Origin of the sequence: uncultured Mobiluncus sp. (assembly GCF_947254095.1) — a bacterium.
Classification (GTDB): Bacteria; Actinomycetota; Actinomycetes; order Actinomycetales; family Actinomycetaceae; genus Mobiluncus.
On sequence record NZ_CAMYBV010000006.1, the window covers coordinates 21,144 to 43,133 of the forward strand.

A 21,990-nucleotide genomic window follows, 5' to 3' on the forward strand; every position below is an offset into this window, starting at 1 on the left:
GACTACTTTTCGTAAACGTGGGGCGCTAAAAGCCCGATAAACGGCAGGTTGCGGTAGTGTTCGGCATAATCCAGGCCGTATCCGACCACGAATTCGTTGGGGATATCGAAACCGACGTAGCGCGGATTGACTACCGCTTTGGCGGCATCGGGTTTACGCAACAAAGTCGCAATATTCAGCGAGGCACACCCCCGAGTGCGCAGGTTTGCCTCCAGCCAAGACAGGGTCAAGCCGGAATCGATGATGTCCTCCACGATTAAGACGTGCCGATCTTTAATATCGGTGTCCAGATCCTTCAAAATCCGCACCACCCCGGAAGATTTCGTCCCGGAACCGTAGGAGGACACCGCCATCCAGTCCATCTGTATATGCGAGTGCAGTTTCCGCGCCAAGTCTGCCATCACCATGACCGCCCCGCGCAGCACCCCCACCAGCAGGATTTCATGGCCCGCGTAGTCTTTGTCAATGACGGCCGCCATCTGGGCGAGCCTGGTTTGAATCTGTTCCTCGGTCAATAAGACCCGTTCCATGTCTGCGCCCATGTCTGCAGCGTCCATCAGATGCCTCCCTCAAGTTGCAGGTCCATTCTAAAAGTTTTCCCGCAGGTCTGTGTCTATTTTAGGCCCTCCCCCGACATTGCCTAAATTGTCATTTTTTCGGTTAATCCGAACGGCTTTCTGGGGAGGAGCCGTCAGAGCAGTCGCTAGAACGGCCGACAAATTCCAAGAAGTTCCCCCGGCGGGTCACGGTAACCCCGGGCAAGGCGAGGGAACCTTGTCCATGCCAGTCATGAATCAGGCCCACTACGCCACGCAGGTGGGCTGCAGTGAGGGAATCCACCCTCGCCCCCGCTAACAGGCTCGCTCGGCGTACCACCCGGCGCAGGACCGGGGCGGAATAGCGGATTAGGTCGTGGGATTTGTATCCCTCAATGACCGTGAGGTCTAGTTTCACACTGTCCCCCGGTTCCCCATCGCCGGGCTCGTCGCTCAGCACTTCCCAAAAGACCTCTCCCGCGAGCATTTCCAGTATGGTGTCATCCGCGGCGGCCTGACCAGCCAGACGTGCCAAAGCGGGAGCGGGGTCTTGACCGAGCGCGGACGCGAGAGCGGGCATAACCTGTTCGCGGATGGCAGCACGAGGTAACGGCTGGCCAGCGGCAGTTTTCACGGGGCCTTCCATCCGGTTGCTCGGATCGTTGACGGCTACGAGCCCGGCCTGCTCACAAGCGGCTTGGGTGAGTTCCCGCCGGATTCCCAGCAATGGACGCGCTAGGCTCAAATCCACCGCGGCATCAGCACCGGAATCCTCCTCTCTCCAGGCAAAACGTAAGGGTAGGCCGGTTTGGCAATCCAAGGACTCAAACTCTCTCATGGCCGCAATGGAACGTAGCGAAGATCCCCGCGCCAAACGTAACAAGACGGTTTCGGCCTGGTCATCCAGCGTATGCCCGGTGAGAATAACCGCGCGCGCCTTCCCCTGGGCTTTGGCCTCGGCGAAGGCGGCTCGTGCCAGCAATCCCCAGCGCAACAGGCGAGCCTCTCCCTCCGGCCCGTTTGCGCCCCCGCCGCTTTCGCCCCGCAACACCATCGCCGAAGAAAACCCCAGATCGCGAGCGCACTGGACGGCAGCTTGCGATTCTGCGGCGGATTCGGGTCGCCAGCCGTGGTCTACCGTGAGGCAACTCACGTCCCACGGGCGCGGGTGACACAGGGCGACGCGAACCAGCGCCGCCGCTAGACTCAGCGAATCAGGACCACCCGAAAGCGCCAGGCACAGCAGAGTATCATCCGGGGAACCTATTGATTGCAGCACGCGGCGCACCGCGAGCTGAATTTCTCCTAGAGCCCCCCCGGCATCGCGCTGCCAAAGGCGCGTTTCGGCACCCTCAGGGCCAACAAAGGGCGGCAGAGAACTCATGGACGCATTCTATTAGAGGCGCGCCACGAAAGGCATAATCTTGTTCTGGTTATAGAAGTTGAAAGTGCCCACCGAGCTACCGGGTCTAGGCGCCATCAGGATGGTGTTGCCGCCGGAGTAAATCGCCACGTGGTAGACCCCGTTACCAGTTCCGTTATTGGACCAAAACACCAAATCTCCCGGCTGTTTTTGGCTGAAAGGAACATTGGCATAGGCGTTGTATTGGGCGGCGGCGGAACGCTGTACTCCTTTGCCGAGTTCTCTCATCCCCGCGTAAACCAGTCCGGAACAGTCATAACCGTTCGGTCCGGTTCCACCCCAAACGTAAGGGAGGCCCGTTTTTGTTTTGGCCCATTCCAGCAGAGCCGGCCCGTATCCCCCACTCGCGGCCCTGCTGGGGGGCGCCGCAGGCTGAGGGGCGGGAGCGGGTTGCCCTGTCGGCTGTACCGGTGCAGCGTTAGACGGCGAGACCGCATCAGACGGTTGCTCCGCGGCGGCCCGCTGGCGAGCCTGGCGATCCGCCTGCGCTCTTGCGGCCTGTTCACGGGCTTTTTGGTCTGCCGCTTGCTGGGCCGCCCGAGCCGCTGCCTGCTGGGCTGCCAGAGCCTCTTGTTCTTGACGTTTGCGCTGCGCCGCGGCTGCCAGGGCAGCTTGGCGTTCCTGCTCGACTTTTTCCTGTCGGGCTTTTTCTTCCGCAATCGTCACTTCGCGTTCCCGCGCCAGCTCGACAATGATTTTTTCCCGCTGAGATTCGAGTTTCTTTAACTCGTCCAAGGCGTCTTGGGCCTGGGCGCGAGCGGTTTTTTCGGTAGTGGCCAAGCTGGCTGCAGCATCTTTCTTAGCTTTGGCGGCGCGATTGGCCTTGTCACGCAAAACTTCGGCGACATTTTGCAGCGCCATCAAGCCCTGAGTTTGGCTGTCTGCCTGATTGCCCAGAGCATCGGTGGCGGCTTCTTTCAAAGCGGCGTCACGGAAGGCGTCGGATTCGGTAATAGCTGCCAAATCGGACAATCCACTGCTGTTTTGGCGATACATCGCCACAGCCAGCCGACCCAGCTTGGCTTTGGCCGCATCGGCTTCCCGCTTCGCCGCCTGGGCTTTTTTCGCGCTTTCGCTGGCTTTGGCAGTGGCAGCATTGAGAGCATCCGTAGCCTCGGCAAAATCTTCGGCCGTTTGGGCATAGTTTAACTGGGCTTCATCGACTTTCACCCGGTTGCGGGCAATAGCGCTTTCCAGTTGGGCTATGCGATCTGGTTTTGCGCTGGGAGCACCCACAGCCAAGGGAATTGCTCCCATCCCCAGCGTCATAGCCACAGCCACACTCATTGCCGCCAAGCGACGTTTCAATCGTCCAAACTGGTCTGCGTTATTCAAAGCCTGCCTCCCTTAACAGCTTCTCTAACTCTAACCACATCAATCGGCAGTTTTCAACAGATTTAACGATTCTAGACAAGAATCACTTCTTTCACAATAGCCTCAACTTTCACTTCGGTAACAACAGTAACATTTGTCCTGACAAATGCCGGGGGTTGTCGGCACCGCCCCACCGAAAAAAGGTTCCCCTCCCGCACAAAACGCGAGAGGGGAACCTTGTGAAAAGTGAAAAACCTATTCCGCAGGCGTCGTCTTGGCGACTGCCATCAGGAACTCGGCATTGGTCTGGGTATCTTTCAGCTTCTGGAGCACCACGCCGGCGGCTTGTTCCAGTTCCAGAGACGCCAGCACTCGACGTAGCCGCCACAGCACGCTCAGCTCCTCCTTCGTGAACAGCACTTCCTCGTGGCGAGTACCCGAAGCGTTGACATCCACCGCCGGATACAAACGTTTTTCGGCCAGTTCGCGAGACAGCCGCAATTCCATATTGCCGGTACCTTTGAATTCCTCAAAGATGACCTCATCCATCTTGGAACCAGTTTCAACCAAAGCGGTGGCGATAATCGTCAAGGAACCGCCGTTTTCAACATTGCGGGCGGCGCCAAAGAAACGCTTGGGCGGATACAGAGCAGACGCATCCACGCCGCCAGAGAGAATCCGGCCCGAAGCCGGGGCAGCCAGGTTGTAAGCACGCCCCAAACGAGTGATGGAATCCAGCAGCACCACGACGTCCCCGCCTAGCTCCACCAGGCGCTTGGCCCGCTCAATCGCGAGTTCCGCCACCGTAGTGTGTTCCGAGGCAGGACGATCGAAAGTCGAGGCAATAACCTCGCCCTTGACCGTGCGCTGCATATCGGTGACTTCCTCCGGGCGTTCGTCCACCAGAACCACCATGATGTGAACTTCGGGGTTGTTGATGGAAATCGCGTTGGCAATTTGCTGCAGGATGATGGTCTTGCCGGCCTTCGGCGGAGACACAATCAAGCCGCGCTGACCCTTGCCGATGGGAGCCATCAGGTCAATAATCCGTGGAGCCAGCACCTTCGAAGATGTCTCCAATCGCAACTGTTCATCGGGATACAGCGGGGTCAGCTTGGAAAACTCGATTCGTTGCGAAGCCTCCTCGATGCTCTGCCCGTTGATGGACTCCAGATGGACCAAAGCGTTGTGCTTGACACGACGTTCCTCGCCTTCACGAGGCTTGCGCACGGCTCCCACAATCGCGTCGCCGGGACGCAGTCCCCACCGGCGCACTTGACCCAAAGTCACGTAGACATCGTTGGGGCCGGGCAGGTATCCGGAGGTCCGCACAAAGGCGTGGTTCTCTTTCACGTCCAAGATACCGGCGATAGGCAGCAACTCTTCCGGGCTGATTTCTTCGCCGCTGTTGTTATTGTCGTTGTCATCCCGGTCGCGGCCACGGTTGCGGTTGCGATTTCGGCCGCGGCGATCGTTGCGGTTGCGCCGGTCATAGCGTTCGCTCCGGTCGTCTTGAGTCTGTTCGCGCCGGGCGCTGGCCCCTTGAGCTACCGCCTCCAACTGGGGGTTGTTCTCGGTAACAGACTCGGTGTCATCATGGCTGCGGTGGTGGCGCGAGGGCGCGGCCCCGAGGTCGTGCTCCAACGCCGCCTTCACGTCAAGAGTGGCCGTGTTTGCGGAATTTTCTTCCGCACTAGGTTCGCCCGCCGGAGCGGAAACCCGACGGTGACGACGCGCCGTACGCGCTTGACCCGCGGAGGAAGTAGTTTCTTTCTCACCGTCACGTTCCACATCCTGAGACGATTCCCGCGTCGCAGTTTTTTGGGAGGCGGGCGCGGAATCTCCAGATTTCTGTTTTTCAATAATCGCTTCAATAAGTTGCGGTTTTCGGGCCTGCGAAATGCCTTTAATGCCCAGCGACTTTGCCAGTTCGCGCAGTTCCGAAAGCTTCATAGCAGCCAGTTGATTGTCGTTCACAAGTGTCCTTATCTCAAAGGTTAATGGGTAAAACTCGCGCAACGTTCCAAATTAAGAAGGTTCGCAAGCAGACCGACTCAAGAATACGAATCGGGTTTGGCCCGGAAGATATCTACGGACCCGCGGCTAAGCCGTGTTGATAAAATCATACCTCCGCGCTAAGGTTTCAACAAAACGAGTATCAACTTCGTGAGCGTGACCCCGTCATGACCCGGACCACACAATGGTCTATCAGGAACGGAAGCTACAGCAGCAACGCAACTTCGGGGCACTAGGGAGTGGTTTCCGCCGCTTCATGCGTTATTTTCACATTCAATGCTTTTGCGGAACTGGATTTTTATCTCCCCATCCGAAAAACTTCATTATTCAAAGAAAGGCACTCTAATGAAACGCATAATTGCAGCTGCTGCAATTTCAGCACTAACCTTGGTCGGCATGACGGCCTGCACTCAGCCCAGCTCAGGACCCACTGGCGGCGGTAACGCTGCCACCGGAGACACGATTAAAATCGGCGTGAACTACGAACTTTCCGGGGCTGTAGCCACCTACGGTAAACAAAATGTTGACGGCATCCAAATGGCGGTTGATGAAATCAACGCCAAGGGCGGTGTCAAAGGTAAAAAGATTGAAATTGTAAAATACGATTCCAAGTCAGAGCCGGCCGAAGCCACCACTCTGGCCACCAAGTTGATGAGCCAGGACAAGGTCCTTACCATGATTGGTCCGGCGACCTCCGGCTCCTTCAAAGCGGTTATCCCCGCTGGTAACCAGAATAAAGTTCCGGTTATTTCCGGATCTGCCACCGCGGACGACGTGACCGTCACCGGCGGCAAGGTCCAACCATTTGCTTTCCGCACCTGCTTCTCCGATTCCTACCAGGGCGGCGTGATGGCTCAATACGCCGCTGTAAAGTTGGGAGCCAAGACCGCGGTCATTATGGGGGACACCTCCTCTGACTACGCTAAAGGCCTGGCCAAGAACTTTAAGGAAAACTTCACCAAATCTGGCGGTTCGGTCGTGGCGGAAGAAGGCTACGTGGCTGGTGACACCGATTTCAAGGCGACCTTGACCAACATCAAGGGCAAGGATTTCGATGTACTCTATATCCCCGGCTACTACCAGGAAGTCGGCCTCATCATCAAGCAGGCCCGCGAACTGGGCATTGACGCCAAGATTCTGGGAGGCGACGGCTTTGACTCCCCCACTCTGCTGGAACTGGCCGGCGCTCCGGCGTTGAACAACGTGTTCTTTACCTCGCACTACTCGGCGTTGGATACTTCCAACACGAAACTCCAAGACTTCATCAAGACCTACAAGGATAAGTTCGGCGAGGATCCGTCCTCGTTCAACGCCCTGGGTTACGACACGGCTTACTTCGTGGCCAAGGCGATTGATGAAGCGAAGGAGCTGACCGGTCCGGCTATTGCCGAAGCAATGGCTAACGCTAAAGGCTTCGAAGGCGTGACCGGTTCGTTCGACATGGATCCCAAGACCCACGACCCGATTAAGACGGCGGTCGTGGTTTCCCTGAAGGACGGTGTCCAGGACTCCGCTGAGGCCTACGCCTTAAAGTAATCGAGCGTTTCCCAAGGGCGGGGCGGCCCGTTGACCTGAATCTTCACCGGGTTCGGGGCCCCCGCCCTCGGGATCTCGAGAAAGAACACTCCTCATGGATTTGATACTGCAACAGCTGATTAACGGCCTGTCGCTGGGGAGTATCTATGCGCTCATCGCGTTGGGATACACCATGGTCTACGGCATCATTCAGCTCATCAATTTCGCTCACGGCGACGTCCTGATGGTCGGGGCCTACGTCGGTTTCGCCGGAATGGTCCTGCTGCACCTCGACCCATTCACCTCCTTGCTGGCGGCAATGATTATCTGCGCAATTCTGGGGATGCTGATTGAGCGTTTGGCCTATAAGCCGCTGCGCCACTCGACCCGAATTGCCGTGCTGATTACCGCTATCGGTATGTCCCTGCTGATTGAGTACGTAATGATGTACTTTGTCGGGGCTGAAGCCCGCGCCTACCCCGCCCAAACCGGCTGGCTGGGAGCCAGTTACCGCTTCGGTGGAGTGAGCCTGTCCATGATTCAAATCATCATCGTGGTGGTTTCCGTGGTCCTGATGATTGTCCTACAGTTCATCATTAAGAAAACCCGCATAGGTAAAGCCATGCGCGCGGTCAGTCAGGACCAAGATGCCGCCAAACTCATGGGAATCAGCGTGGATAACACGATTTCCTTCACTTTTGCCCTCGGTTCCGCTTTGGCTGGTGCCGCCGGGGTGCTGTGGGGACTGTACTACACTTCGATTACCCCGCTAATGGGCATTATGCCAGGCTTGAAAGCCTTTGTGGCCGCTGTTTTAGGCGGTATCGGGTTGATTCCAGGAGCGTTGGTGGGCGGCTACCTGGTCGGCTTTTTAGAGACGATTGTGAACTCTCTGGGTCTGTCTACATTCCGTGACGCAGCTGTGTTCATGGTGCTGATTATCGTGCTCATCTTTAAGCCTGCCGGTATCCTCGGCAAGAACGTACAGGAGAAGGTCTGAACCATGAAACCTGGAATAAAAAGTATCGTTGTACAAGCCGTCATTCTCGCGGTGCTTTGGGGGTTGGGATACGCCCTCATCGCGGTGGGGGTCATCGACTCTTACATCTTTAACACTATGGTCACCATCTGCGTGAACATCATCCTGGCGGTGTCGTTGAACCTCGTCACCGGGTTTACCGGGCAATTCTCTCTGGGCCACGCCGGATTCATGGCGGTAGGAGCCTATTCCACCGGCCTCATCGTCACCGCGATTCCTACCTACGGCGGTTTCTTCCTAGGGCTGTTCATCGGCGGACTTTTCGCCGCCGCCATCGGTTTCCTCATCGGTTTGCCGACCCTGCGTCTGAAGGGCGACTACCTGGCTATCGCCACCCTGGGGCTGGCCGAGATTATCCGCGTACTGCTGTTGAACCTGGAATTTTCCGGCGGGGCTGCCGGGCTGTTCATCCAACTGCAGTTCACGGACTGGAACATCCTGTTCATCCTCACGGCGGGCACCATCCTGCTGATTCGTAACTTCCTGAACTCCCGTCACGGTCACTCCTGCATCGCGGTACGCGAGGACGAAATCGCCGCTGAATCCCTCGGCGTTTACTCCACCCGGATTAAGACCCTGGCTTTCGTGGTCGGTTCTTTCTTTGGAGCCATCGGGGGCGGCCTGTACATCGGCAACTTCTTCTTTGTGAAGCCGGACCTGTTCAACTTCATGATGTCCATAAACATCCTGGTTATCGTGGTTTTGGGCGGTTTGGGTTCGCTGACCGGCTCGATCATCGCCGCCATCTTGCTGGCGGTGGTCTCGACCCTGCTCCAACCCTTCCCTGAAATCCGGATGATTCTCTACGCCTTGGTTTTGGTCATCCTCATGGTGTTCCGTCCTCAGGGTCTGTTGGGCACCAAGGAACTGACCTTTAAAGTTTTTGGCCGGTTGTTCCGCAAGCCAACCGGCGAGAATAAACCGGAAAATGGCAGTGCCCTGTCTTCTCCCTCAACTGCGAAGACTCCCGTGCAGACACCCCGCGCCGAGGCTAGTGCCGAAACCGGGAAAGAACCCGCCACCACCGAGCCCCCGACAGAGGAGCAACGTACTCACGCCATCTTGGACGTGCGCCGCCTGACGCGACACTTCGGTGGCCTCGCCGCACTCACGGACGTCGATATGTATCTGCAGCCCGGTGAGCTAATCGGCCTGATTGGGCCCAACGGAGCAGGGAAAACCACCGTTTTCAACCTGCTGACCGGGGTCTATCCCCCCTCCTCGGGCACCATAGCTTTCCGCCCTGACCCGCAGGGCGAGGACGTCTCTATTGCCGGCAAGAAACCCTTTGTGATTTCTCGCTGCGGCATCGCCCGCACTTTCCAAAATATCCGCTTGTTCAAGGACCTCACGGTGTTGGACAACGTGGTTTTCGCCATGGAACAGAGGGAAAAGTATTCCCTCCTGGCGTCCTTTTTCCATCTGCCGTCCTGGTCCAAGTCGCGTCAGCGCGTCTACGAAGAGTCTATGCAGCTACTGCAGATGATGGACCTCGCTGAAAAAGCCGATGAATCCGCTCGGAACCTGTCCTACGGTGAACAGCGCCACCTGGAGATTGCTCGCGCCCTAGCGACTAACCCGCAGCTGCTGCTGCTGGACGAGCCGGCGGCGGGAATGAACCCGGCCGAAACCGCCCAGCTGACCGAGTTAATTGAGATGCTGCGCCAACGCTATCACCTCACCATCTTGCTCATTGAACACGATATGTCTCTGGTGATGACCATCTGTGAGCGCCTCTACGTGCTCGATCACGGCGTGGTCATCGCTTCCGGCACGCCTCAGGAAGTTCGTAACAATCCGAAGGTTATCGAGGCCTATCTGGGCCAGGAGGTGGAAAATGTTTGAGATCAAAGACCTCAAGGTTTCCTTCGGCGGCATCCAGGCTCTCAAGGGCATTTCCCTGCGCGTGGAAGAAGGCGAAATCGTCACTCTGATTGGCGCCAACGGAGCCGGTAAAACCACGACGCTGCGTACCTCCTCCGGTCTGGAACGTCCTCTGGAAGGCTCGATTTGGCTCGACGGCAAGGAAATCACCAAGTCCCCGCCGCGTTCGCGAGTACGTCACGGCTTGGTTCACGTCCCCGAGGGCCGTCGGGTGTTCCCCGGAATGACCGTGATGGAAAACCTCGACTTGGGTGCCTACATGCGCAAAGACCGGAGCGGTACCGCCGCGGACCTGAAAATGGTTTTTGAGCGGTTCCCAGTTTTGGCTGACCGGAAAAATCAGCTGGCGGGGACCTTGAGCGGCGGCGAACAGCAGATGCTCGCTATGGGCCGCGGGCTGATGGCCAAACCGCGAGTACTGCTCTTGGACGAACCGTCTATGGGCTTGGCTCCGCTGTTTGTCCAAGAAATTTTTGACATCATCGTCAAGATTCAAGAAATGGGAACTACGATTTTATTAGTCGAGCAAAACGCCAACATGGCTTTGCAGATTGCCTCACGCGCCTACGTGATGGAAACCGGCAAGATTGTGTTGCAAGGCGATGCCGCAGAGTTGCTAACTAGTGACGAAGTTAAGCATGCCTACCTAGGAGGATAACCATGTTTGTGAAATGGCGAATGACAGCCAACCCTTTTACCATCGATTCGGGCGTCACCGTACCCGATGCCATCGAACTGATGCAGACACACAACATCACGAAGCTACCGGTATTGCGTGACGGCAAACTGTGCGGCGTCGTTTCGCAGTCGGACATCAACCGGGCCTTGCCCTCTGACGCGACTTCCCTGTCTTTTGGCGAAGTGGCCTACCTGTTGTCCAAACTGAAAATCTATAAGATTATGCAAAAGAATCCCCCCACCATCTCGGCCGATGCCATGCTGGAGGAGGCCGCCATCGTCATGCGCGACTCGAAAGTCGAGATTCTGCCGGTCATGGACGAGGACAAGGTCGTCGGGGTCATTACCGAATCTGACGTCCTCGATGCCTTTATCGACATTAACGGGGCTCGTGAGCCCGGAACCCGCCTGGTCATTGAAGCTGACGACCAGCCCGGGGTGATGAGCCGCCTAGCGCGGGTCACCGGGGAACTCGAGACCAACATCACCCATATTGCGGTGTACCGCACCGGGATGGAGAGTTCTTTCGTGCTTTTGGGCGTGAACACCGTAAATACCACCGACCTGGAAGAGGCGTTCACTAAGGCCGGATTCCAGGTGCGTTACGTCCTCAGACGCTGAAGCGTCGTTCATCTCCAAAAATCTCCCTACCCCGTCATTGCCTTTCTTGGCGGGGTAGGGTCTTGTTCACAAGTTCGGGGGTGCCTGTATCTGGGGCCGGATTGCCACTGGGGTGGTTCCCCGTGGTTACCTGACGATGATTCCCTGCGGCGCCACCGGCAATTCTCGCGGTTTCCAGCCCAGGTGTTCGAGGTCTTGGCGGGTGGCAGGGTCCAGATGGTCGAAAACTATCACGGTGGGCCCGGCACCACTGATGGCGGCGGGAGCGCCCGCAGCCCGCAGTCGGTCTACTAATTCCAGAGACTGGGGCATACCCTCACGGCGATATTCCTGATGCAGCCGATCCTCGGTAGCGAAAAACAGCAGTTCGGGATATTTCGCCAAGGCCAGGGGCAGCAGCGCAGCGCGTCCGGCGTTGAAAGCCGCGTCCCGATGTGGAACCGACTCGGGTAACAGCCCGCGTGCCTTGGAGGTGGCGAGTTCAAATTCCGGAATCAGCACAGTGAGTTGCACTTGTGGGGAAACCTCGAAATGCTGCGCATAGGCTCGCGGCGTACTCCGGTCCACACTCGGTTCCATCCAGCCCACCACGGCGCCCCCGTACACTGCCGGGGCGGCGTTGTCAGGGTGGCCTTCCATCTGGACCGCGAGTTGAAAAATAGCATCGGTATCCAAGACTCCTGGCTCCAGCAAAGCCCCGGCAGCGGCCAATCCGGAAACAAGTGCCGCGGACGATGAACCCAGCCCGCGGCCGTGCGGAACCCGGTTCACGCAATGCATCTCGATCCCAATCTGAGAGGCCCCCACAGATTCCAACCCGGCTCGCAGAGCCTGCACGACCATGTTGGTTTCATCCTCCGGTACTTTGCCGGCACCTTCGCCTTCTACAGTGACGTGAGTCGCTCCGGTGGTGGCCCGCACGCTGACTTCATCGCGCAGTTCCAAGGCGAGCCCCAAAGCGTCAAATCCCGGCCCCAGATTGGCCGAAGAGGCAGGCACGCTGACCGTTACTTCGTCACGCACAAAATTCATGGCAATTCCTTAAGTTCGGTGGTCTTGCGCCCAGTCTGTAACAACACCGGCCCGGAGGGGACGGTACTGTTACAGGCCAAGTTCCCGTACTGCGGCCTGCAGGCTGGGTTCGATTACGGACGGAGTCACGTTGCCTTTCGCTTCCATCGCGGTAGCGGTGTCTTTCAAACCGTTACCGGTCAAGGTACAGGCAATCCGCACTCCTCCAGGTACTTTGCCCTGCTCGGCCAACGCCAACAGACCCGCTATCGGGGCAGCGCTGGCCGGCTCACAAAACACTCCGACTTCCGCGGCGATAATGGACTGGGCCTGCATAATGGCTGCGTCGCTGACAGCGGTAATCAACCCGCCGGAGTCGTCACGAGCGGCGGTGGCATAGTCCCAAGACGCGGGGTTGCCAATCCGGATTGCAGTAGCGATGGTTTCGGGGTTCTCGATGGGGTGCCCCGCCACGAAAGGCGCGGCTCCGGTGGCTTGAATCCCCCACATTCGAGGCAACTTGGTGGTTTGCGGCTTCAATTTCAGCGCTGAATCCTCAATTGAAGAAGCAACTTTCCGTCCGAAATACTCGTTATATCCCATCCAATAGGCGCTGATATTTCCGGCGTTACCCACCGGCAGGCAGTGAATATCCGGAGCATCGCCCAAGGCGTCACAGATTTCAAAAGCGGCGGTCTTTTGTCCCTGCAGACGGTAGGGGTTAATCGAGTTGACCAAATCTACCGGGTACTTTTCCGTCAGTTCCCGGGTGATTCGCAAGCAGTCGTCAAAGTTTCCGTCCACGGCGATAAGCTTGGCTCCGTGCATCACGGCCTGAGTCAGCTTGCCCAGAGCAATCTTTCCGGCTGGCAAAATGACCGCGCATCCCACTCCTGCCGCGACTGAATAAGCAGCCGCGGAAGCTGAGGTGTTGCCGGTAGAAGCGCAGGCCACCATCCGGGTGCCTGCCGCCTTCACTTTCGTCATGGCCATAGTCATGCCCCGGTCTTTGAACGAACCGGTGGGGTTGGCGCCCTCAAACTTCACATAAACTTCGGTACCGGTGGTGTCTACGCCGGCTTTTTCACTCAAAGCGCCGATACGATGTTCCACGCGGCGCGCCCGAATCAAGGGGGTATTGCCCTCAAACAGGGTCACAACGGGGTCGCCTGGTTCCAAGGGAAGTCGATTCCGGTATTCTTCCAGCAGACCGCTCCACATCTGTGCCATGTTTTGGTTGCTCCTTATTCGCGGTTCCGATAACCTCAACAATTTTTCGCCATCGGCTGTGCCGGTGTCACGAAAAATTCGAGGTTCTCATTGGTCTTCCTCAATGGACATCTCTGAGGCGATTTTATGCACTAATGGTGATTTCGCCAAAGCGGCGATAATCCCATCATGCTTAGAATTCTGTGCCAGATGGGTCGAAATGACCAACGTCGCTTCATCGGGTGCGGTCTCGGTCGGTGGCTGGGTCAAAGACGCGATAGAGACTTCCCCAGCGGCAAAGATTTTGGCGATTTCCGCCAGCATCCCAATCCGGTCGGCTACCTGCAAACGTATCTGACGGCAGGTTTCCACCCGTCCCGGGTCGCAAATCGGCAGGTCCGCATACACGCTCTCGCGAGGGGCATGCCCTCCGGAGACCAGGTGGTTAGCTCCTGCCACCACATCAGAAAGTACCGCGGAGGCAGTAGGAGCTCCGCCTGCGCCCGCCCCATAAAACATGAGCCGGCCGGCAAACTCGGTTTCCAAAACTATGGCGTTGTAGGGTCCGGTGATGCCCGCCAGTGGGTGGCTCTTTGGCACCAGGGTCGGTTCCACGCCGAGGGCGATTTGTTCCTCTCCATCAACGGTGACCCTTTGGGCGCGAGCCAACAGTTTCACCGCGTACCCGGACTCTGTAGCCTGTCGAATGTCCGAGGCGCTTACCTCGGTAATTCCCTTCACCGGGACATCTTCTAGGTTCACCCGGGTGTGGAAAGCCAGAGAGGCCAAGATAGCGCACTTGGCTGCCGCATCGTGACCGCCTACGTCAGCCGTGGGATCCGCCTCGGCATAGCCGAGCTCTTGAGCCTGGTGCAGGGCCTGTTCATAAGACCAGCCCTGGGTGGTCATCTGGTCGAGAATGTAGTTGGTGGTGCCGTTGACGATACCCAGAACTTTGTTGATTCGGTCCCCGGTCAAGGATTCCCGCAGTCCATAAACCACGGGAACCGCCCCTGCCACCGCGGCTTCAAAGTACAGGTTCGCGTCGGTTTTAGCGGCGGCCTCGTACAGGTCCGGGCCGTATTGCGCGAGCACCGCTTTGTTGCCGGTCACCACGGTTTTGCCCGCTTTTAGAGTTTTCAACATGGCACTGCGAGCCGGTTCCAGGCCTCCCATTAGTTCGATGACCAGGTCGGCGGAGTCAATCACCGCGTCAATATCGGTGGTCAACAGATTTTGGTCCAAGCCCTCCCGAGCCTTGCTGGTGTCGCGGACTGCAACGCCGCTGAGCACCAGGTTCGCTCCCGCCCGAGCCGCAAGTTCCTGCTGTTGGTCACGCAAAATGCGCGCGACTTGCAGCCCCACCGTGCCAGCACCCAGCAGTCCAATCTTGACGTCTTGCTTTTGCGCCATCGTTGTTTCCCTTTCGGTGTCCATTTACACGTTCACTGTATCAGCAGACCGAGTGTCTAAAATTTTGCGGTACTCTGGGTCAAAATGAGCCAGCATCGCCTCGACAGTTTCCGGCTCCAAGAGCCATTTTGTAATGACCGTTCCAGTATTGTCTTGATTGACCCCCAGCACTCCCGGGCGCGTAAACCAGTTATAGTTCGAGCTCATGGCCCACCCATAGGCTCCTGTAGCTGGTACCGCCAGCAGGTCGCCCTCGGTCAAGTCTGTTGGCAAAGCCACGTCTTTAACCACAATGTCACCCGATTCACAGTGGGAACCCACCACGCGGCAGGCTGCCAGCGGTGCCGTCGAACGTCGGTTGGCCAAAGCAATTGTGTAGTTGGCGCCATACAGAGCGGGACGGATATTGTCGCTCATCCCGCCGTCTATCGACACGTAGCGACGATAGCGGAAGTTACCGTCTCGACCTTGGGCCACTGGCTGATCCTTGATATTGACCACTCGGTACAAAGTAATGGTGCTGGGGCCAGCAATAGCCCGTCCTGGTTCCACCGAAACCCGCGGGAAAGGCTGTTCTAACTCATCGCAGGTATTTTGTATCACTTGGTACAGTCCGGCAGCGAAGTCGGCGGCACTTGGCGCGGGATTATCGGCAGAGGTATAGGCGATGCCGTAACCGCCCCCCAGGTCAATTTCTGGAATGAGATAACCGGTGGTTTGCTTCACCAGAGACCGAAATTCCAGAATTTTCCGAGCCGCGGCACAAAAACCGTCAAGATTGACTATCTGGGAGCCGATGTGAGAATGCAGACCGCTCAGCTCCAAACGCTCGTCAGCCAAAATGGACTGCACCACGCGCAGGGCCGGAGAATCGGAGGCGGATGCTGCATAGCGGGAAGAACCGGCGGCGTCAGTCGGTTCAAAACCGTGAGCCCCGGGTGTGAGGGACAGCCCGAACTTTTGGTCTTCGTGGGCGGTAGCAATAAATTCGTGACCGCCGGCGTGAACTCCCGTGGTAATCCGCACCATCAGCGGCACCCGGCTTTGGGGCGCCGAATCGTCCAAGATGCGCTGAATCCGCCGGACTTCGGCGGGGGAATCAACGATAATCCGCCCCAGGCGCGCCTCGATTGCTCGACGCAGCAGCTCGGGGGATTTTCCGTTCCCGTGCAAACCAATCAAACTCGGTTTACAACCCGAAGCCAGCGCCAACGCCATTTCTCCGGCTGAAGCCGTATCCAAACCGAGTCCTGCCCCAGCCGCCAAGCGGGCTATTTCCACACATAGGAAGGCTTTTCCGGCATAATGTACCTGCACCTCATGCTCACCAAACGCTGCGGTGAAAGCCTCACGAAAAGCCTTGAGACGGGCTCGAAAATCCGCCATGTCCAGCACAAAAATCGGGGTTTGTCCGCCCCGACCTGCCGCCTGCGGAGCCTGACTCAACAGCTCGCTGAGGCCTCGCCCGTGCAGAGTCATTTCTCCCTGCGAGCCGCGCTTGAGCCCACTGGGCCACAAATCAGGGCTCGTCTGGGGGTCTGGGGCAGCCCAATTTTCCAAATCAGGCTCCCCAGGATGCAAACGTGCCGGGTCATCAGCCGCCAAATCCACCGTCAGTTCCTTCCTTACGTGGCGCGGCTTTCTCGAAGAACGGTGCCGCTCACATCCGTTCGGGTGCAACCACACCCAACAGGTCCAAACCGTTACGCAGGACCTGGCCAACAGCGTTGTTCAGCGCCAGCAGCGCCGCGTGCTCGGCCGTCACCGGCTCATCACCAGCGGGGGTGACACGGCGCTTGCCGTACCAAGTGTGGTAAGCCCCCGCCAGGTTCTCCAAGTAGCGAGGCACCAGGTGCGTGGCGTTTTCGGCCGCGGCCGTCGCCGCTACCGACGGGAATTGCGCCAGCACGCCGATAAGCGCCGCATCCGCCGGATCGCTGAGCTCCGCGGGGTCAAATCCTGCCTCGCAAGAAACCCCGTGTTCAGCAGCATTCTTGGCCACGTTAGCGGTGCGGGCGTGCGCATACTGAACGTAGTAAACAGGATTTTCGTTGGTATGCGAAGCCAACACATCAAGGTCGATAGCCAGCTGGGTATCCATCGAGGAACGCACCAGGGCGTAACGCGCCGCGTCAACGCCTACGGCTTCCACGAAGTCCTCCAGCGTGACAATATCTCCGGCACGCTTGCTCATACGCACCGGTTCACCGTTCTTAAACAGGTTCACCAGCTGCCCGATGATAATCTGCATATTCTCGCCCGGCTTGTCGCCGTAAGCGGCGCACATTGCCATCATGCGTCCAACGTAACCGTGGTGGTCAGCCCCAAACAGGAATACGGTGCGATCGGCTCCGCGCCGGCGCTTGTCCTGATAGTAGGCCACGTCAGAGGCGAAGTAGGAGGCATTGCCGTCAGACTTAATGACCACGCGGTCTTTATCGTCTCCGTGTTTGGTTGTCAGCAGCCAGGTCGCGCCGTCTTTTTCGGCCACCTCGCCACGCTCACGCAAGTAATCCAGCGCCTTGGTGACTGCCCCGGTTTCATAGAGGGAATTTTCGTGGAAGAACACATCGAATTCGGTACGGAAACCGCGCAGTGATTCTTTAATTTCATCGAACATCATTTCGACGCCATGAGAACGGAAGTATTCTTGGGCGGCTGCATCATCCAGAGTTACCGGATCGGGGTCGCCCGCAGCTTTCGCTTCGGCTTGGACCTTGGCCGCAATGTCTGCAATATATTGCCCGCCGTAGCCGTCTTCGGGGGTTTCCTGGCCACGAGCCGCCGCCAGCAAAGAAACCGCAAAGCGGTCGATTTGGGTACCGTGATCGTTAAAGTAGTACTCACGTGTGACTTTCGCCCCGCCAAACTTGTACAGACGCGCCAGGGAGTCCCCAACGGCGGCCCAGCGAGCGCCGCCAATGTGCAGTGGTCCGGTCGGGTTGGCCGACACATACTCCAGGTTGATATGAATTCCTTTGAGGCTTTCACCGCGCCCATATTCGTTACCGGAGGCCAGAATCTCAGCTACCAAAGCACCGGCGGCTCCGGCCTCGAGACGGATATTGATGAACCCCGGACCGGCGACTTCCGCGGAAGATACCCCGTCAATCTGAGCGATGGCGGAAGCGAAGATTTCTGCCAGTTCCCGTGGGTTCTTACCCACGGATTTGCCCAGCTGCAAGGCGATGTTCGTCGCCCAATCCCCATGGTCTCGGTTCTTGGGACGCTCCACGCGTACCTTTTCGGCCAAAACGCCGTCTGCCAAAACGATATTATTTTCCGCCGCTGCGGTGCCAAGTTGCGCAATTATGCGCTGAGTTAATTCTTCAGGAGTCACCCCACCAGCCTAACGTTTCGTCGAGAGTACATTCAAATTGGTTCGTTCGGGTGAAAATTATGGGAAACAACGCCATGTCCATTGAGTGAGCGTACCGCTCGCGATTCAGCGCCCCGGATGGGATTCGAACCCACGACCTTTTGCTCCGGAGGCAAACACTCTATCCACTGAGCTACCGGGGCATACTGTAATCAGCTCCAACAGTTTACCGCTTTGCTTCCAGAAGGTAAATTTTAGCCCCCAAAGCCCAGCACTAACAGCACCAAAAGTCCCAGGTTCAGAGCCACAATCAAGGCTGCCACCACGATGTTAATTGCCAGCAGCCATTTGGGATCAGCAAACGGTCCCATAAGGTTCTTTTTCGATGTATAGATAACCAGAGGTAGCAGCGCAAAAGGAATTCCTAGGGACAGCAGCGCCTGGCTGAGCACCAGCGCCCAGGTGGGATCAAAACCGAACGCCAAGATAGCCAATCCCGGTATCAAGGTCACCACGCGCCGCGCCAGTAGCGGAACGCGAATGTGCAGCAAACCGGCCATAATCTCTGAACCTGCATAAGCTCCCACCGAAGTGGAGGCCAATCCCGAAGCCAGCAACCCGACTGCAAACACCGTAGCCACCCCGCCACCAAGAGCGACGGCTATGACGTGGTAAGCACCCTCGATAGTGTCCGTGTCCTCCTGTCCAGTTCCGGGGCCGTGCAACGAGGCGGCAGCCAGCAGTACCAGGGCAATGTTGACCGAACCGGCCACCAGCAACGCCCAGAACACATCCAGTTTCGTCGCCCGAAGGAGTCTGCGCTTGTGGTCGTCCGTGTGCTCCGAACCGTGACGGTCTTTTGTTAGGGAAGAATGCAGGTAAATCGCGTGTGGCATCACGGTGGCGCCGAGCATGGAGGCCGCCACTAGTACCGAGTCAGCGCTAGGGAATGTAGGCCGCAGTCCCGCCACAGCAGCTTGCCAGGAGGGCGGCGCGACCACCAGTCCGCCCACGAAACCCAGGGTGATGACCAGGAGCAGAGCGATGATGACTCGTTCAAACACAATCTGACCGGAAGTATTTTGTAAAAACAGCAGCCCTAAAGACACCACACCGATTATCAAGCCGCCCACCAGCAAGGGAGTTCCAAACAACAGGTTGAGGGCGATGGCTCCGCCGATGACTTCGGCCAGGTCGGTGGCACCCGCCACAATTTCGGCTTGAATCCAAAAGGCGAGTCGCCCCGGTCGGCGCAAACGGTCGCCCAGGACCTGCGGCAGGGACCGGCCGGTGACAATTCCAAATTTTGCGCTCTCATATTGCACCAGCATGGCCATCAAGTTAGCCAGCACCAACACCCACACTAACGCGTAACCGTAGCGAGCTCCAGCAGTGATATTAGCAGCAACGTTACCCGGATCCACGTAGGCTACAGCGGCTACGAAAGCCGGCCCCATCAGGGCAACCAGAGACTTTTGAGGGGTTTTCGGTTCGTCGGAAAGGTAAGGCATACCTACACCTTACGCGAAACTGCTAGGCAGTCAAACCCCGACGAGAAACGCGGAGGTAGAGAAGGGAAACTTAGGCTTCAGTGTCCAAGGCTCGACCCACCGAGCCGTTGCCGAGCATGGCGCGCATGGAAGTAAAGGTGGCGATGCGGTCGTGTTGGCTCAGCGGCTGCGGGCGACGCATCAGGAGTTGCTGGCTTTGCGAATGGGTGGCGGAGGCAGAAACCTGGTTGACCCGAGATTCAGCCAAAGTCAGAGCAAACAGAGAGGCAGAATCAGCTCCGGGTTCGATGACCTCGCCGGTGACGGACTTAATGAGGTCACGGTCGCCGCGGGAAAGGTGGGACAGCACCCACTGAGTGTGTTCGTCGACAACGGTCTGAGCCCCACGCAACACATCGCTGCTTTGGCGCTGCTTCGCGACCACAGCTGCTAAACGAACTGCCGAGCGCTGCTGTTCCATTGCCTAACCTCTCTTTGTAAGTATGTCGATATCAGTAATCTACCAGTTACCTTCGTCAGCTCCAAGGGAATTCTTAGCTTTTTCTGATATTTATTTCAGAATTTGCTAAGTATTCCTTGTTATTTCAACCAATTTTTGGTATTTAGCTGGAAGAATCCTTAGTGCGGGTTTGGGCTAATGTACTGACAATATCGGTGTAAATCCCATCAATTCCAAGGGAAACTAAACGTCGATATGACGTAGTGTCATTCACCGTCCACACATAAACCGGACAGCCCAGGGTGTGCGCTGCCGCCACAAACCGCGGGGTCACGATGTTTATTTCCCGGATACTTTCCGGCACGGCCAGAGCGCAGTGAAAGTCTCTGAGCAGGCGCGGCACTATGCCGACGCGGTAGAGCCGTTCCAAATGACGTTTTTCCGCTAACCCCACCATTACGCGGCGCGTTTTGGCTTCAATTTGAGCCATCGTTTCGGTTCCCCGTTCCGGGGAGAAAAAAGTTTCCGGGGGAATTTCTACGCTGCGAATCTCCGGGTGGATTGGCCGCACCAAACCGGCGGCAGCTACCCCCAGGAGCCGCGCAATGTCTCGCGCTCCGGGCAAATATCCGCACACCGGCCCGAGGCACCGGGCCATTCGCCAGACTCGCCGGGCAGAAAAAGACCCTAATGCAAGACGTCCCAGGTCGCGGCGCCCCTGTAAAACGCGCAGTGCCCCCGGTACGACCGCATCGGTTTTCGCGTCGATATTTAGGTAAATTTCGGGGTAACGATCGAGGAATTCTTCCAGACTCAAAGGCTGCTCGCCGTTAGGCAGCCGGTGTCTGCACAGCTCAGCCCACGAAACTTCGGCAATAGCAATTTCCCCATCCACCGCGTGCCACAGCGGGTCGTGGCTGATTACGGGAGCCCCGTCGGTGGTGGCGTGAATATCAGTTTCCAACCCGGCAACCGCCTGGCAAGAAACAGCCCAGTCGAAGGCAGCTCGTGAATTCTCCGGAACCGAGCACCCCAGAGCCGTGCTGGCGGACACTGCCGCTCCGCGATGAGCCAACAATACTGGCCGATGGCGAGAAACGGGAAAAACAGGAGCGGGTCGCAAAATCAGGCTATAAATCTAGGAGCAAATCTGATTGATGAACCTGGCGCCATGACGCTTCATCCAACCCATAGGCTCGACGGATTCCTTGTCAGGGTTGCGAATTTCAAAATGCAAGTGAGGTCCGGTGGAACGGCCAGTCGAGCCCACGCCAGCGATAACATCTCCGGCTTTCACCTTTTCGCCCTCATGCACATAAATTCCATTGCTATACATATGCAGGTAACGAGAATAGAACACTTCGCCATCCCAAACATGCTTGACGGTAATAATGCCGGTGGAACCCTGCATTCCCGCTTCCGTCACAATTCCGTCAGCTACCGCGTGGATATTCGTACCGGTGGGGGCGGAAAGATCAACGCCCTCGTGCATCAGTCGAGTTCCCGTCACCGGATTGACTCGCATCCCCCACGGGGAAGTAAACGTGTAGCTTCCCGACAGCAGTGGCCACAGCAATAGTTCTTCCTCCGGAGCGGCGGAAGCGTCGCCGTTAGCGGAGCCCTGCGCGGCACACTGGCCCAATGCGGAGGCTTCCACCACACGGGAGCGCGAGCTGGCGGGAACCGCGTTTAAGTCGGAGTCGTAATCGGTAGCGCCGCTGGCCTTAGCCACGACGGAGAGCAAAGTCTGATTGGTGCTGAAATCAAAATTCGGAGAGGCAATGGACAGATTCGGAGAAACCATCCCGGAAAGCGGAGCGACGACGGTGATAGCCGAAACCACGCCCAGCAACACTAGGCGCGGCGCATTGAAAACTTGTGCTTCTTTACGGATGCGCGCGGACTGAGCGCGATTGCGCAATTCGCGTGCTTCCCGACGAGTGCGAGGCTTTTCGCTTACCACGGGCTACCTTCCGACTCTGGATAACAACTCGAGCTCAAGTTTATAACAAGTCGATAACGATTTGCAATTAAATTAGTGTATCAACTTTCACTTTAGTAA

The 21,990-nt window shown here is 57.5% G+C and carries 18 protein-coding genes and 1 tRNA gene; 5 read left to right on the top strand and 14 right to left on the bottom strand.

Features of this window, described 5'->3' with window-relative positions; all coding sequences use genetic code 11:
- Nucleotides 1–2: 2 nt before the first annotated feature.
- The 4 genes from hpt to rho form a co-directional block, all read right to left on the bottom strand.
- Nucleotides 3–557 carry a hypoxanthine phosphoribosyltransferase gene (gene hpt, locus Q0X47_RS03060; protein WP_297722779.1) on the bottom strand — a complete coding sequence of 185 codons (555 nt, stop codon included), beginning with the start codon at nucleotides 555–557 and terminating at the stop codon, nucleotides 3–5.
- Nucleotides 558–660: 103 nt separating this feature from the next.
- Nucleotides 661–1,920 (bottom strand): tRNA lysidine(34) synthetase TilS, encoded by a 1,260-nt coding sequence (gene tilS, locus Q0X47_RS03065; protein WP_297722781.1) that lies wholly within the window; start codon nucleotides 1,918–1,920, stop codon nucleotides 661–663.
- Between the two features lie 12 nt (nucleotides 1,921–1,932).
- Complete coding sequence (locus Q0X47_RS03070) at nucleotides 1,933–3,294, bottom strand: NlpC/P60 family protein (protein ID WP_297722783.1); 1,362 nt, start codon at nucleotides 3,292–3,294, stop codon at nucleotides 1,933–1,935.
- Between the two features lie 234 nt (nucleotides 3,295–3,528).
- Complete coding sequence (rho, locus tag Q0X47_RS03075; protein ID WP_297722785.1) at nucleotides 3,529–5,250, bottom strand: transcription termination factor Rho; 1,722 nt, start codon at nucleotides 5,248–5,250, stop codon at nucleotides 3,529–3,531.
- Between the two features lie 384 nt (nucleotides 5,251–5,634).
- Between rho and Q0X47_RS03080 the strand changes: the two genes are divergently transcribed.
- From Q0X47_RS03080 to Q0X47_RS03100, 5 genes are all read left to right on the top strand, one after another.
- A complete protein-coding gene (locus tag Q0X47_RS03080) occupies nucleotides 5,635–6,825 on the top strand; it encodes an ABC transporter substrate-binding protein (RefSeq protein WP_297722786.1) in 1,191 nt (396 codons plus the stop codon).
- Nucleotides 6,826–6,919: 94 nt separating this feature from the next.
- Nucleotides 6,920–7,804, top strand: a complete 885-nt coding sequence (locus tag Q0X47_RS03085) for a branched-chain amino acid ABC transporter permease (protein WP_297722788.1) — start codon at nucleotides 6,920–6,922, stop codon at nucleotides 7,802–7,804.
- A 3-nt stretch (nucleotides 7,805–7,807) separates the two neighbouring features.
- Entirely contained in the window at nucleotides 7,808–9,688 is a 1,881-nt protein-coding gene (locus Q0X47_RS03090; protein WP_297722790.1) for an ABC transporter permease subunit, read from the top strand.
- Nucleotides 9,681–10,385, top strand: a complete 705-nt coding sequence (locus Q0X47_RS03095; protein WP_297722792.1) for an ABC transporter ATP-binding protein — start codon at nucleotides 9,681–9,683, stop codon at nucleotides 10,383–10,385. Before Q0X47_RS03090 ends, Q0X47_RS03095 begins: the two co-directional genes overlap by 8 nt.
- Nucleotides 10,386–10,405: 20 nt before the next feature.
- A complete protein-coding gene (locus tag Q0X47_RS03100) occupies nucleotides 10,406–11,026 on the top strand; it encodes a CBS and ACT domain-containing protein (RefSeq protein ID WP_297722794.1) in 621 nt (206 codons plus the stop codon).
- 126 nt (nucleotides 11,027–11,152) lie between these two features.
- On the opposite strand, the gene thrB is transcribed toward Q0X47_RS03100, so the two are convergent.
- The 10 genes from thrB to Q0X47_RS03150 form a co-directional block, all read right to left on the bottom strand.
- Nucleotides 11,153–12,058, bottom strand: coding sequence for a homoserine kinase (gene thrB / locus Q0X47_RS03105; protein WP_297722796.1), 906 nt, complete (start codon nucleotides 12,056–12,058; stop codon nucleotides 11,153–11,155).
- A 69-nt stretch (nucleotides 12,059–12,127) separates the two neighbouring features.
- Nucleotides 12,128–13,267 carry a threonine synthase gene (thrC, locus tag Q0X47_RS03110; RefSeq protein ID WP_297722798.1) on the bottom strand — a complete coding sequence of 380 codons (1,140 nt, stop codon included), beginning with the start codon at nucleotides 13,265–13,267 and terminating at the stop codon, nucleotides 12,128–12,130.
- A gap of 87 nt (nucleotides 13,268–13,354) precedes the next feature.
- Nucleotides 13,355–14,659 carry a homoserine dehydrogenase gene (locus tag Q0X47_RS03115; RefSeq protein WP_297722800.1) on the bottom strand — a complete coding sequence of 435 codons (1,305 nt, stop codon included), beginning with the start codon at nucleotides 14,657–14,659 and terminating at the stop codon, nucleotides 13,355–13,357.
- Nucleotides 14,660–14,683: 24 nt separating this feature from the next.
- Nucleotides 14,684–16,270: a diaminopimelate decarboxylase gene (gene lysA / locus Q0X47_RS03120; protein ID WP_297722802.1), complete on the bottom strand. Its 1,587-nt coding sequence runs from the start codon at nucleotides 16,268–16,270 to the stop codon at nucleotides 14,684–14,686.
- Nucleotides 16,271–16,319: 49 nt separating this feature from the next.
- Nucleotides 16,320–17,999, bottom strand: coding sequence for an arginine--tRNA ligase (argS, locus tag Q0X47_RS03125; RefSeq protein WP_297722805.1), 1,680 nt, complete (start codon nucleotides 17,997–17,999; stop codon nucleotides 16,320–16,322).
- A 109-nt stretch (nucleotides 18,000–18,108) separates the two neighbouring features.
- A tRNA-Arg gene (locus Q0X47_RS03130) sits at nucleotides 18,109–18,181 on the bottom strand.
- A 51-nt stretch (nucleotides 18,182–18,232) separates the two neighbouring features.
- The gene (locus Q0X47_RS03135) at nucleotides 18,233–19,489 is read right to left on the bottom strand and encodes an Nramp family divalent metal transporter (RefSeq protein WP_297722807.1); all 1,257 of its coding nucleotides are present in this window, start codon (nucleotides 19,487–19,489) and stop codon (nucleotides 18,233–18,235) included.
- 70 nt (nucleotides 19,490–19,559) lie between these two features.
- A complete protein-coding gene (locus Q0X47_RS03140; protein ID WP_297722808.1) occupies nucleotides 19,560–19,949 on the bottom strand; it encodes a hypothetical protein in 390 nt (129 codons plus the stop codon).
- A gap of 142 nt (nucleotides 19,950–20,091) precedes the next feature.
- Nucleotides 20,092–20,982, bottom strand: a complete 891-nt coding sequence (locus Q0X47_RS03145) for a glycerophosphodiester phosphodiesterase family protein (RefSeq protein ID WP_297722810.1) — start codon at nucleotides 20,980–20,982, stop codon at nucleotides 20,092–20,094.
- A gap of 84 nt (nucleotides 20,983–21,066) precedes the next feature.
- Nucleotides 21,067–21,891, bottom strand: coding sequence for a M23 family metallopeptidase (locus tag Q0X47_RS03150; protein WP_297722812.1), 825 nt, complete (start codon nucleotides 21,889–21,891; stop codon nucleotides 21,067–21,069).
- Between the last annotated feature and the right edge of the window lie 99 nt (nucleotides 21,892–21,990).

Bases quoted from the DNA above. Each gene is read 5' to 3' on its own strand.
- hpt (WP_297722779.1), bottom strand. From the start codon at position 557: ATGGACGCTGCAGACATGGGCGCAGACATGGAACGGGTCTTATTGACC.
- tilS (WP_297722781.1), bottom strand. From the start codon at position 1,920: ATGAGTTCTCTGCCGCCCTTTGTTGGCCCTGAGGGTGCCGAAACGCGC.
- Q0X47_RS03115 (WP_297722800.1), bottom strand. From the start codon at position 14,659: ATGGCGCAAAAGCAAGACGTCAAGATTGGACTGCTGGGTGCTGGCACG.
- Q0X47_RS03140 (WP_297722808.1), bottom strand. From the start codon at position 19,949: ATGGAACAGCAGCGCTCGGCAGTTCGTTTAGCAGCTGTGGTCGCGAAG.
- Q0X47_RS03090 (WP_297722790.1), top strand. From the start codon at position 7,808: ATGAAACCTGGAATAAAAAGTATCGTTGTACAAGCCGTCATTCTCGCG.
- Q0X47_RS03095 (WP_297722792.1), top strand. From the start codon at position 9,681: ATGTTTGAGATCAAAGACCTCAAGGTTTCCTTCGGCGGCATCCAGGCT.
- Q0X47_RS03085 (WP_297722788.1), top strand. From the start codon at position 6,920: ATGGATTTGATACTGCAACAGCTGATTAACGGCCTGTCGCTGGGGAGT.
- Q0X47_RS03080 (WP_297722786.1), top strand. From the start codon at position 5,635: ATGAAACGCATAATTGCAGCTGCTGCAATTTCAGCACTAACCTTGGTC.
- thrB (WP_297722796.1), bottom strand. From the start codon at position 12,058: ATGAATTTTGTGCGTGACGAAGTAACGGTCAGCGTGCCTGCCTCTTCG.
- Q0X47_RS03100 (WP_297722794.1), top strand. From the start codon at position 10,406: ATGACAGCCAACCCTTTTACCATCGATTCGGGCGTCACCGTACCCGAT.
- thrC (WP_297722798.1), bottom strand. From the start codon at position 13,267: ATGGCACAGATGTGGAGCGGTCTGCTGGAAGAATACCGGAATCGACTT.
- Q0X47_RS03135 (WP_297722807.1), bottom strand. From the start codon at position 19,489: ATGCCTTACCTTTCCGACGAACCGAAAACCCCTCAAAAGTCTCTGGTT.